This is a genomic window from Enterobacter cloacae subsp. cloacae ATCC 13047 (assembly GCF_000025565.1).
GTDB classification, from domain to species: Bacteria; Pseudomonadota; Gammaproteobacteria; order Enterobacterales; family Enterobacteriaceae; genus Enterobacter; species Enterobacter cloacae.
In genome coordinates, this window is the sequence record NC_014121.1 from 2,366,991 (window position 1) to 2,378,567 (window position 11,577).

12 protein-coding genes and 1 pseudogene are annotated in these 11,577 nt (G+C 54.1%); 5 read left to right on the forward strand and 8 right to left on the reverse strand.

Translation table 11 applies throughout. The features are described 5' to 3' along the window. Positions 1 to 41 precede the first annotated feature (41 nt). The 4 genes from tyrS to anmK all read right to left on the reverse strand — a co-directional run bounded on the left by tyrS (position 42) and on the right by anmK (position 3,697). The gene (gene tyrS, locus ECL_RS11345) at positions 42 to 1,316 is read right to left on the reverse strand and encodes a tyrosine--tRNA ligase (protein WP_014831636.1); all 1,275 of its coding nucleotides are present in this window, start codon (positions 1,314 to 1,316) and stop codon (positions 42 to 44) included. Between the two features lie 125 nt (positions 1,317 to 1,441). Next, the gene (pdxH, locus tag ECL_RS11350) at positions 1,442 to 2,098 is read right to left on the reverse strand and encodes a pyridoxamine 5'-phosphate oxidase (RefSeq protein ID WP_013096909.1); all 657 of its coding nucleotides are present in this window, start codon (positions 2,096 to 2,098) and stop codon (positions 1,442 to 1,444) included. 57 nt (positions 2,099 to 2,155) lie between these two features. Next, positions 2,156 to 2,479, reverse strand: a complete 324-nt coding sequence (gene mliC, locus ECL_RS11355) for a C-type lysozyme inhibitor (protein WP_013096910.1) — start codon at positions 2,477 to 2,479, stop codon at positions 2,156 to 2,158. 93 nt (positions 2,480 to 2,572) lie between these two features. Next, positions 2,573 to 3,697, reverse strand: coding sequence for an anhydro-N-acetylmuramic acid kinase (anmK, locus tag ECL_RS11360; RefSeq protein ID WP_013096911.1), 1,125 nt, complete (start codon positions 3,695 to 3,697; stop codon positions 2,573 to 2,575). A 254-nt stretch (positions 3,698 to 3,951) separates the two neighbouring features. Between anmK and slyB the strand changes: the two genes are divergently transcribed. Together slyB and ECL_RS11370 are read left to right on the forward strand one after the other, a co-directional pair. Further along, positions 3,952 to 4,419 carry an outer membrane lipoprotein SlyB gene (slyB, locus tag ECL_RS11365; RefSeq protein ID WP_013096912.1) on the forward strand — a complete coding sequence of 156 codons (468 nt, stop codon included), beginning with the start codon at positions 3,952 to 3,954 and terminating at the stop codon, positions 4,417 to 4,419. A 198-nt stretch (positions 4,420 to 4,617) separates the two neighbouring features. Beyond that, positions 4,618 to 5,978: pseudogene (locus tag ECL_RS11370) on the forward strand (MASE4 domain-containing protein). A 33-nt stretch (positions 5,979 to 6,011) separates the two neighbouring features. On the opposite strand, the gene slyA reads toward ECL_RS11370, so the two are convergent. Then, positions 6,012 to 6,455, reverse strand: coding sequence for a transcriptional regulator SlyA (gene slyA / locus ECL_RS11375; protein ID WP_020688303.1), 444 nt, complete (start codon positions 6,453 to 6,455; stop codon positions 6,012 to 6,014). A gap of 186 nt (positions 6,456 to 6,641) precedes the next feature. On the opposite strand from slyA, the gene ECL_RS11380 reads away from it, so the two are divergent. Genes ECL_RS11380 through ECL_RS11390 form a run of 3 tightly spaced genes read left to right on the forward strand, consistent with a single transcriptional unit; the run spans position 6,642 to position 9,768 of the window. Next, the gene (locus tag ECL_RS11380; RefSeq protein ID WP_013096914.1) at positions 6,642 to 6,878 is read left to right on the forward strand and encodes a DUF1656 domain-containing protein; all 237 of its coding nucleotides are present in this window, start codon (positions 6,642 to 6,644) and stop codon (positions 6,876 to 6,878) included. A gap of 2 nt (positions 6,879 to 6,880) precedes the next feature. Further along, complete coding sequence (locus ECL_RS11385) at positions 6,881 to 7,741, forward strand: efflux RND transporter periplasmic adaptor subunit (RefSeq protein WP_013096915.1); 861 nt, start codon at positions 6,881 to 6,883, stop codon at positions 7,739 to 7,741. Continuing rightward, positions 7,741 to 9,768, forward strand: coding sequence for an FUSC family protein (locus tag ECL_RS11390; RefSeq protein ID WP_013096916.1), 2,028 nt, complete (start codon positions 7,741 to 7,743; stop codon positions 9,766 to 9,768). The genes ECL_RS11385 and ECL_RS11390 overlap by 1 nt, the downstream gene beginning before the upstream one ends. On the opposite strand, the gene sodC is transcribed toward ECL_RS11390, so the two are convergent. The 3 genes from sodC to ECL_RS11405 form a co-directional block, all read right to left on the reverse strand. Continuing rightward, entirely contained in the window at positions 9,747 to 10,265 is a 519-nt protein-coding gene (gene sodC / locus ECL_RS11395) for a superoxide dismutase [Cu-Zn] SodC (protein WP_013096917.1), read from the reverse strand. The genes ECL_RS11390 and sodC overlap by 22 nt on opposite strands. A gap of 81 nt (positions 10,266 to 10,346) precedes the next feature. Then, complete coding sequence (locus ECL_RS11400) at positions 10,347 to 11,243, reverse strand: aldo/keto reductase (protein ID WP_013096918.1); 897 nt, start codon at positions 11,241 to 11,243, stop codon at positions 10,347 to 10,349. Positions 11,244 to 11,291: 48 nt separating this feature from the next. Then, a complete protein-coding gene (locus ECL_RS11405; protein WP_013096919.1) occupies positions 11,292 to 11,531 on the reverse strand; it encodes a DUF1289 domain-containing protein in 240 nt (79 codons plus the stop codon). Positions 11,532 to 11,577: the final 46 nt, after the last annotated feature.

Sequence of the window (11,577 nt, forward strand, 5' to 3'; positions counted from 1 at the left end):
ACAAAAAGGGCGTGGTTTCCCACGCCCCTGGAGATTTTTATTTATTTCCAGCAGACCAGACAGTAATTTTTCTTACCGCGACGCAGCAGCGTGTAGCGGCCATACAAGCGATCGCTGTCGGCGAAGGTGTATTCCGGGTCAGCCTGTTTTTCACCGTTGATGGTGATGGCGTTAGACGCAATGGTTTTACGCGCCTGCCCGCGAGACGGCTGCAGCTCTGAGTCCACCAGCGCCTGCATCAGGTCAGCCCCTTTCTCCATCTCAACCATCGGTACGCCATCCTGCGCCAGCTGCTCGAAGTCAGCTTCGCTCAAATCGCTCAGCGTACCGTTGAACAGGCTTGCGGTAATGCGTTTCGCCGCAGCCAGACCTTCTTCACCGTGAACCAGTTTGGTCACTTCATCCGCCAGCACATACTGCGCGCGTGGTGCTTTACCGCTGTTTTTATCTTCTTCTTCCAGGGCGTTGATGGTTTCAATGTCCATGAAGGTGAAGAACTTCAGGAAGCGGTAAACATCGGCATCCGCGGTGTTGATCCAGAATTGATAGAATTTGTACGGGCTGGTTTTCTTCGGATCGAGCCATACCGCACCGCCTTCGGTTTTACCGAATTTAGTCCCGTCGGCTTTGGTGATCAGCGGAACGGTCAGACCAAACACCTGGTTTTGATGCAGGCGACGGGTCAGATCGATACCGGAAGTAATGTTACCCCACTGGTCAGAACCGCCAATCTGCAGGCAGACGCCGTGCAGTTTGTTCAGACAGGCGAAGTCGTAGCCCTGCAGCAGGTTATAAGAGAATTCAGTAAAGGAGATACCCTGATCGTCACGGTTCAGGCGCTGTTTTACCGCTTCTTTGTTAATCATCTGGTTAACAGAGAAGTGTTTGCCGATGTCACGCAGGAAGGTCAGCACGTTCATGCTGCCAAACCAGTCGTAGTTATTGGCGGCAATCGCGGCGTTATCACCACAGTTGAAGTCGAGGAACGGTGCAACCTGTTTGCGGATCTTATCCACCCACTCCTGCACGGTGTCTTCGGTGTTCAGTTTACGCTCAGCGGCTTTAAAGCTTGGGTCGCCGATCAGACCGGTCGCGCCGCCCACCAGGGCCACAGGCTTATGGCCTGCCATCTGGAAGCGTTTCAGGCATAACAATGGAACAAGATGCCCCAAATGCAAGCTGTCAGCGGTGGGATCAAAGCCGCAATAGAGCGCGATCGGGCCTTGCGCCAGTCGCTCTGCTAACGCTTCCTCGTCCGTCACCTGGGCCACGAGGCCCCGCTCTTGCAATTGTTTAATCAAGTTACTGCTTGCCATCAAATTCTCCATGTATAAACGACTGCACCTTTGCCGGTACACGACTTTTCGCCTGATGCGAAAGGACCATAGAATAAAGCGCTAGCGCGGCGTGCGCTAGCGCTTAAATCAACAAATTTCGGGGATTACGGTGCCAGCCTGTCGATTTTCCAGCCGCCGTTGTCGCGCTGGTATAAAAAGCGGTCGTGCAGGCGATGTTCGCCCCCCTGCCAGAACTCAATCTGCTCGATCGGGATGCGGAAACCGCCCCAGAAGCTGGGCAGTGGAATTTCGCCCTGCTGGAATTTCTGCTTCAGTTCAAGGAATTTGCTTTCCAGCACGCCGCGGGCAGAAATTCGGCTGGACTGTTTTGAGACCCAGGCGCCAATCTGGCTGTCACGCGGGCGGCTGTGGAAGTACTTCACCACTTCCAGTGTGGAAAGGCGCTCCGCTTTGCCTGTGACCATGACCTGGCGTTCCAGCATATGCCAGGGGAACAGGAGACTGATTCGGGGATTGTTCTCTAAATGGTGTGCTTTGCGGCTGCCCAGGTTGGTGTAAAACACCAGCCCTTTCTCGTCATAATGCTTAAGCAGCACGATACGTTGATACGGTTGACCATTTTCATCCACCGTGGCAACCACCATGGCCGTTGGGTCGGCCAGTTTTGCTTCACAGGCCTGTTTCAGCCAGCGTTCAAAAAGCACCAGAGGTTCAGCGGGAAGATCCTGGCGACGCAGGCCGCCTTTGGTGTATTCACGGCGCAGATGCGCAATTTGCTGCAGTTCGTCGTTATCAGACATGGCATTAGGTGACGTTGAGATTGGGTGGCGCTATTGTGCGCCGCCCCTGTGAAAATCTCAACGCTTCGGATTTTCGAGCTGGCAATTGTTCAGCACGATGCGGTCTCGTTTGTAGACGGTGGCGCTGTCACCTTTCGACCAGAAGACGTAAATACCGTCGCTGTAGCGCGCGCCGGAGGCGGAGATCCCCTGCTTGAGCGTCAGCAATTTATTGTCATAGACAAAGCTGGCTTCCTGGCGTGGGTTATTAAGCTTGACGGTCAGCGGCTTTTCATCACAGCGATATTCCAGCGTGTCGGTCTGCATGCGCTCAACGAGCTGGTTATAGACGCTGCAGCCTGACAGCAAGACAGGTACAGCAATAAGAAGAAGTTTTTTCATGAGCGTATTCCGAAGACTATCCTGGTCCTGGAGGGCTAACGGGCCCTCCTGTTCCCTTTTATTTTACCGGCGACGCGCTGCGCTGAATTTCAGTTAACTCTGATTATGGCGGGGATTGGCCGGGAAAATGGCACCGAGAACGCTGGCTTCGCGTGCGCCGGTGACTGAGGGCAAATTCCCCGGTAGCCCGGCAACGGTACGCCAGGCAAGCCAGGCGAAGGCCAGCGCTTCCATGTCGTCTCCGCTGATGCCTGCTTCATCGGTGGTTGTCACTTCGGTGCCCGGCAACAACCCGGCAAGGCGCGCCATCACCAGCGGGTTGCGGCTTCCGCCCCCGCAGACCAGCAGACGTTCGCAGCCACCGCTCAAAAGTACCTGTTCTGATATGGAGACCGCCGTGAGCTCGGCCAGCGTCGCCTGAACATCCTGCGGTGCCAGCGCCGGGAACTGAGCCAGCTGACGTTCAAGCCAGCCATAGTTAAAGTACTCGCGCCCCGTGCTTTTTGGTGCCGGCAGGGCAAACCAGGGATCGCTAAGCATGGACTGCAGCAGCGGGATAATGACTTTGCCTTCGCTCGCCCACTCCGCGTCTTTATCATACGGTTTACCGCACTGACGCCAGATCCAGGCATCCATCAGCATGTTACCCGGGCCAGTATCATATCCCCGTACCGGCTGGCCCGGGATCAGCATCGACAGGTTGGCAATACCGCCAATGTTAAGCACCATACGGCGCTCTGACGGGTGCCCCAGCAACGCCTGGTGGAAGGCCGGCACCAGCGGCGCACCTTGCCCGCCCAGCGCGATGTCGCGACGCCGGAAATCACCCACGACCGTGACGCCCGTTTTTGCCACAATCTGATTATTATCGCCAATTTGCAGGGTATGCGGCGCATCGCCAGTGGGTTCGTGCCAGACGGTCTGCCCGTGACAGCCAATCGCGACCACATCCTGCGGCCGAAGGTTCTCTTTATGCATCAGCGCCAGCACCGCATCGGCAAACAGCGCCCCCAGCCTGACATCAAGCTGTCCAAGCTGCGAAAGCGTCAGCTGTTGCCCCTGGCAGATGCTCAGGATCTCCTCTTTCAGCGAAACAGGGATAGGCCAGGTCAGACTTGCCTGTTGTGCCACCATGTTTTCGTCTATGGCGGCCAGAACGACATCTACCCCATCCAGACTGGTGCCAGACATCACACCAATATAGCGACCCGATTTCATGCGCTTTCCTTACGTTGCGTGGGCTAAGGATAACCACTCAACCATAAACAGCCCCGCTTTGCCATCAGGCGATAATATTTTTTAACACTCTCAGTGAGGTAACGCGTCGAAATTTTGTTTATCTCTCGTTAAGTCAAATTCAAGTACAATTTTCCGATTGTTAGTGCAAAGATAGGAACGATGGCCCTTTATGCCATATAATTTAGCCATAACGGATGCCCGGATTGGGCGTTTTTGGTGAACAGGAGATTCAAATGATTTTACGTGTACTGGGCGTTTCGCTGATTGGTTTAACTCTGGCTGGCTGTGTGAATGACAGTTCACTTTCTGGCGACGTTTATAGCGCTTCTGAAGCGAAACAGGTTCAGAACGTGACTTACGGTACGATTGTTAACGCACGTCCTGTTCAAATTCAGGGTGGTGACGAGAACAACGTCATGGGTGCCATCGGCGGTGCGGTTCTGGGTGGCTTCCTGGGTAACACCGTAGGCGGTGGTACAGGCCGTTCTCTGGCGACTGCGGCAGGTGCCGTTGCAGGTGGCGTAGCAGGCCAGGGCGTTCAGGGTGCGATGAATAAAACCCAGGGCGTAGAGCTGGAAATCCGTAAAGACGACGGCAGCACCATTATGGTTGTGCAGAAACAGGGCAGCACCCGCTTCTCTGCCGGTCAGCGCGTCGTGCTGGCAAGCAACGGTAGCCAGGTTACCGTTTCTCCGCGTTAATTCATAAAAATGGATGTGGCTGCCAGGCCGCATCCTTTTACAAATAGCATCATTATAATAAATAGTTTTACAAAATTTATTCAGGCAATGAATAATTAACCACGCCGTATCTTGTTCCTGCGCAAAGTATTCTCCTCTCTTTTGCATTAGGCTAATCTCAATTAACTTTTTATTTATTATTTTCGTTGAAACATACTTATGCTTGCGATCTCCCGGTACGTGAAAAAGCCCTATATTCCATTCTGTTTAGGGTGCATTGTCGTCATTGGAATATTACAAATTTTATTTTTAAAACTGGTCGAATGGGTTCCCTCTTTCTCACCGCTTTTATTCCCTACACTCACCATTTTTTTACTGGTATTCCATCTGTTTATTGCCTGCTTTATGGCCATGAAATACTGGTGTGACAGAAGACGGTTGTACCTGATTGCTATCGCTTTTGCCTTTGCCGGTTCGGCCATACTGATGGTGGGTACGCTTACCAGTTTCCCGGCCTGGCTTGATCTCTACCAGCTCAACGTCGTGGACTATAACGATACGATGATCTTCTTTATGTACCGCCATCTGTTAATGGCGGTGCTGATGATTGCGTCGGCCCTGCTGTATATCGTCAGGGATAATCCGCTTTCACGTGCGGCGCATATCACCATTGTTGCCGGTACATTTCTGTTTATGGTGGGCATGGTGCTGTTGGCCTGGCTTAGCTCCAGCCACTCATCATTAATGTCGTTAGACCTGGTGGATAATGAAACCCATCAATTTATGGTTCTCTGGAGCCATGCAATAAATATCGTCTTGATTATTCTTTGGGTGGTGACATTAGCAACGCTAATGGTTATTACCCGCGTACGCAATATTTTTTGGGTGGGCGGTAATTTTTTATGTGTCTGTTATATCGTGACGCTCGCGATGCTATTAGCAGGCGGACACGCGGAGGATATTTCCTGGTATCGAGCGCGCTTATTTGAAACTGTGCGACGTTATTGATTATTTTTGTTCTGCTTTATGATGTCTTTAGACTCTATCGCGACTCGCATTTGAAATATCAACAGTCGTATCAAAACTCGATTCGCGATCCTTTGACCCGCCTCTACAATCGCAGCTATTTTTACGACTCGCTAAACCAGGCACTCGGTGCCTGTAAAGCCAGCCGTCCGGTTTCGGTTATCGTCAGCGATCTCGACCGCTTCAAGCGCATCAACGACTGCTACGGCCATCTGCAGGGCGACAAAGTGTTGCAGTTTGTGGCGCATCTGCTGATGGATTCCGTACGGCCTCAGGATATTGCCGCGCGTATTGGCGGTGAGGAATTTGTGTTGATGTTAACCAACACCTCTTCAGAAGCCGCGTACCAGGTGGCGGAACGCATCCGCCTGAAGCTGAGCAGCTTTGATAAGACCAGCAGCGGGGGACAGCTTCCGGAGCCCATTACCATCAGCATGGGCGTCTTTACGGCAACGTCCGTGGAGACGACGGCTGAAGAGTGTGTGGAAAAGGCTGATAAAGCAATGTATGAGGCGAAAGAGACGGGTCGCAACCGGGTGATCGTCTCCAGATGATAAAAGGCCTTGCGAATGCAAGGCCTGATAAGGTCAGGCGTCGCGTGCCTGCAGGTCGTGAATGTTCTGCTCAAGGCGTCCAATCAGACTGATGAGCATTTCAAGCTCCGCAGGGGAAACCCCGGACAGGATCTCACCGCGCGTTTTGGTAATCACTGCTTCCATTTCAGTGATAATGGGAGCCGCTTTCTCAGTGAGTTTAATTCGCTTGGCGCGACGGTCGCTGGCACAGGTTTGTCGGGAGATCAGCCCCTTCTCTTCCAGTTGGTCAAGCGTACGCACCAGCGACGGCTGCTCAATACCAATCGCCTTTGCCAGTTGAATTTGTGACTGGTCGGGCGGCAGCTGATGAATGTTGTGCAGCGTGACCCAATGCGTCTGTGTCAATTCCAGAGGTTTCAGGCGATGGTCAATCAGAGCACGCCAGACGCGTACCAACCTTGCCAGATCAGAACCTAATGGCGATTCCAATTTCATCTCCTTATAATTAGCTTGCTAAGTTATTATACTGATTTTAGAATAGTGTGCAGCATTTGTATTGCCAAAACAAATGCATTACGACATTCATCAAATTTAAAAGTATGACTTACACTGAAAAGTGATGTTCCATCTCATTAAGACAAGCCATCCCGGCATTCTGTTCACTGCAAAGGATCTCTGCTCGTGACGTTTTTTCATCGCTCAGAGGGGCTGCCCCTTCAGGACCTGATCTTCGGTGCATCAGTCTACTTTCCTCCCCTGTTTAAAGCCGTTCTGGTGGGTTTTGTGATCTGGCTTGTCGCGCATCGTCTGCTCCGCGACTGGATGTATTCTGGCGAGATCTGGCACCCCATGCTGATGGATCTCTCCCTGTTCGCTCTCTCCGTGTCTCTTGGCCTTGCTGTGCTGATTGTGTGGTGATTATGCCCCTGAAAACGCTGAAGTACTTTTCCACCCTCTTTGTCCTGGCTCTGGCCCTGGTTGCCGGCTGGTGGCTGTGGAATTTTTATATGCAGTCACCCTGGACACGCGACGGTAAAATTCGCGCTGAGCAGGTGAGTATCACCCCGCAGGTATCTGGCAGTATCACGGCGCTTCTGGTTAAGGATAACCAGTTCGTTAAAAAGGGAGATGTTTTATTCCGCATTGACGACACCCCTTACCATATCGCGATCCTAAACGCCCAGGCGCAGCTGGCTAAGGCCCAGACAGAGTTGGCGAAAGCAAACAACGAAGCCACGCGTCGTCGGCATTTATCACAAAACTATATTTCTGCCGAAGACCTGGATACCGCCAACATCAACGTCAAGGCGATGCAGGCCAACGTCAATGTGGCAGAGGCAACGCTCAAACAGGCGCAATGGGAACTGACGCAAACCGTGGTACAGGCCCCTGTCGATGGCTGGGTGACGAACCTCTCTGCCCGCGTGGGTAATTATGCCACCACCGGCCAACCGATTTTCGCGCTGGTCGACAGCCACTCGTTTTACGTCGTGGGCTATTTTGAAGAGACCAAACTTCGCCATATTCGGGAAGGTGCCCCTGCCACAATAACGCTTTATAGCGGCTCGCAAAGGTTACAGGGTCACGTTTCCAGCATTGGCCGTGCCATTTACGATCAGAGCGTTGAAACCGATTCAGGCCTGGTTCCCGACATCAAACCTAATGTCCCCTGGGTGCGCCTGGCCCAGCGCGTGCCGGTTCGGGTTGAATTTGACCGCTTACCGCAGGGGTTAACGCTGGTCTCCGGCACAACCTGTACTGTCTCGATCGGAACACCCTGATGAATGCCTTCTCCTGGCGAAATCTGCCGTGGATGAAAGCAACGCGCCCTCAGTGGCGCTACGCCCTGCGCAATGGCATTGCCATGTGCCTTGCGCTGACCGTCGCCTACTATCTGAACCTTGACGAGCCTTACTGGGCCATGACCTCCGCGGCGGTCGTGAGCTTCCCGACCGTTGGCGGAGTGATCAGTAAAAGCCTTGGGCGCATCGCGGGCAGCCTGCTCGGTGCCACTGCGGCGCTGATCATTGCAGGCCATACCCTGAACGATCCGTGGCTTTTTTTACTGAGCATGGCGGCATGGCTGGGATGCTGTACCTGGGCCTGCGCCCATTTTACCAACAACGTCGCCTACGCCTTCCAGCTGGCGGGCTATACCGCCGCAATTATTGCCTTTCCGGTAGTTAACGTTCTCGATACCACCGAGTTATGGGATATCGCCCAGGCGCGCGTCTGTGAAGTTATTGTCGGTATTCTGAGCGGCGGGTTTATGATGATGATCCTGCCCAGCACCTCCGACGGCACCGCGCTTATCACGGCGCTGAAGACCATGCATACCCGCTTGCTGGAACATGCGAGCCTGCTCTGGCAGCCGGATACTAACGATGAGATTCGCCTGGCGCATGAAAAGGTGATTGGTCAGATCCTGACCATGAATCTGTTACGCATTCAGGCCTTCTGGAGCCATTATCGTTTTCGCCGCCAGAATACCCTGCTGAACTACCTGCTTCACCAGCAGCTACGGATGACCAGTGCGATCTCCAGCCTGCGCCGGATGTTACTCAACTGGTCAACGCCACCAGAAAACACCCGCGCCATCATTGAAACGCTGCTCGCAGCCCTTGCCCGCCCGGATGCCGACATCTACATGGTGGCCCGCATTATCGCCCCGCTCGCGCCGAAAGATGAGTACGATTATCGCCACCGCGCCTTCTGGCAGCGTCTGAACTACTTTTGCCGCCTGTATCTGCGCAGCAGTCGCTGGATCAAGGCCGTTGAAAATGCCACGCCGATAACGGAATTCGCCGTTCCCAGTAGCCCGGCGCTGGCGCGGCACACTGACTATCTGGAAGCGCTGTGGAGCGGTTTTCGAACCTTTTGCGCCCTGACGCTGGTGGGGGCATGGAGCATTACCACGCAGTGGGAATCTGGCTCCGCCGCGCTCACGCTGGCCGCCATCAGTTGCGTGCTCTACTCCGTCGCCGCCTCGCCGTTCAACTCGCTTACGCTGCTGCTGCGCACGCTGGTGTTGTTATCGCTGTTCAGCTTTGTGGTCAAGTTCGGCCTGATGGTGCAGATAAGCGACCTGTGGCAGTTCCTGCTGTTTCTGTTTCCGCTATTAACCACGATGCAGCTTCTGAAGCTGCAAATGCCAAAACTGGCGGGGCTCTGGGGTCAGTTGATTGTCTTTATGGGCTCGTTTATCTCAGTCACAAACCCGCCGGTTTATGATTACGCCGATTTTCTCAATGATAATCTGGCAAAAATCCTGGGCGTGGGTCTGGCGTGGCTGGCTTTTGCCGTATTACGCCCCGGCTCAGACGCGCGTAAAAGCCGACGCCATATCCGCGAGCTTCGTCGGGGGTTTGTCGATCAGCTCAGCCGTAAACCGCATCTGCGTGAAAGTGAGTATGAATCGTTGGTGTACCACCATGTCAGCCAGCTCAATAACAGCCAGGACTCGCTTTCCCGCCGCTGGCTGCTGCGCTGGGGAGTGGTCCTGTTGAACTGTTCCCACGTGGTCTGGCAACTTCGCGCATGGGAGACACGCTCCGATCCGCTGTCGCAGGTGCGCGACGTGTGCATCTCTCTGCTACGCGATGTGATGAGTGAACGCGGCGTTCAGCAACGCCCGCTGGAAGCGACGCTGACTGAACTGCAGCGGATCTGCGACAGTCTTGCTCACCACCATCAGCCCGCCGCGCGTGATTTAGCGTCGATAATCTGGCGGCTGCACTGTTCCCTGTCGCAGCTGGAACAAGCGCCACCGCCGGGGACGATTGGGGATCAGATCACCCCGCAGGCATAGCGTGCCCCACCACCGCCAAGCGGTTTCGGCTGATCGGACATATTGTCGCCGCCGACGTGAATCATTAGCGCCTTGCCTTTGACCTCATCCAGCTTTTTGAGGCGTGGCGCAACAACCGGATCCGTGGCTTTGCCGTCATTATTTACCACGAGCACGGGCAGATCGCCCAGATGGCCCATTCCGTTTGGGCCCTCATGCTTACCGGAATGTTGTGGGTCAAGGTGGCCGCCTGCCGCCTCTGCTGCCGAGGGTTTACCCTCTTTTAACGCTGGCTGACAACTCCCCTTAGCATGAACATGAAAACCATGTTCGCCGGGAGGCAGGGCCTTGAGATCGGGCGCAAATTCCAGTCCTTTGTCGGTTTCAGTGATTTTCACTGTGCCGATGGACTGACCTACGCCCTGCGAGGTGACGAGATTCATTTCTACTTCATCGCTGGCTGCCTGCGCCCCTGCGCAAACAACCAGCGTGACCAGTGCCAGAGCAAAACGCTTCATATGACCTCCGCTGGTTATTTTTTGCCTCTTAAGTGTATACCAGAGGCAAAGATTTCACCGGAAAGTCACATTTTTACCGGTTTACGGAACGTCGTAACCGAGCGCAGCTTTGCGGATGCGGAACCACTGCTGACGGCTCATCTGCAGCTCTTCAGCAGCCAGGGCAGAACGGACGCGTTCAATTTTACCGGAACCAATGATCGGTAGCGGTTTCGACGGCAGACGCAGGATCCACGCGTAAACCACCTGTTCGATGTTCTCAGCGTTCAGTTCACGGGCAATGGTTTCCAGCTCATTGCGCAGCGGCTGGAATTCATCGTCATTGAACAGACGACCGCCACCAAGGCAAGACCACGCCATAGGACGGATGCGCAGCTGTTGCAGCTGATCGAGCGTACCATCCAGCAACAATGGCTGATGCACCGGGGAGATTTCCACCTGGTTGGTGGCCAGGGTAAAGGGCAGACGAGACTGCAGCAGCGCAAACTGCGCCGGGGTAAAGTTTGAGACGCCAAAATGACGCACTTTGCCGCTTTGATGCAGCGCCAGGAAGGCTTCGGCGACCTCATCGGCATCCATTAACGGGTCGGGACGGTGGATCAGCAGCAGGTCGATATGATCCGTTGCCAGGTTCACCAGCGACTGCTCGGCGCTTTTGATGATATGTGCGCTATCGGTAATGTAATGACCAAGGGTATGTTCAGGTTTTGCCGTCGTGGCAATACCGCATTTGGTGACAATTTCCATCCGCTCACGCAGCGCCGGAACCAGCTTGAGGGCTTCTCCGAACGCCGCTTCACACGCATAGCCGCCATAAATGTCAGCATGATCGACGGTGGTGATCCCTAAATCGAGGTGCTCCTCAATGAAGCTCGCCAGTTGCAGGGGGGACATATTCCAGTCCATCAGGCGCCAGTAACCCATCACAAAGCGGGAGAATTCTGGCCCCTGGGGGGCAAGGGTAATACGCTGAACCATAACATTTTCCTCAAGGAAGTGATGTCATGAGTATACGCAATAAGCGTGTTAAAACAGTGAAGGTTGCTGGGGTTCTTCGGTTTCACCCGGCTTGTTTGCACGTATTTTGCGCAGAAACCGCTGGCGGCAGAGGCGAAGCACCTCCTGCTTTTGCGTGTCGCTGAAATTTTGCCAGTTAAACCGCTCGTCGCGGGTACGCATACACCCACGGCAATAACCGCGTTCATCCACCTGACAAATCCCCCGGCACGGGCTCTGGATGGGGAAAAACTCCAGCTGCTCTGCCACGTTCACCTCCGAATACCGACACTCACCTACAGTGAAGACGTTAAAC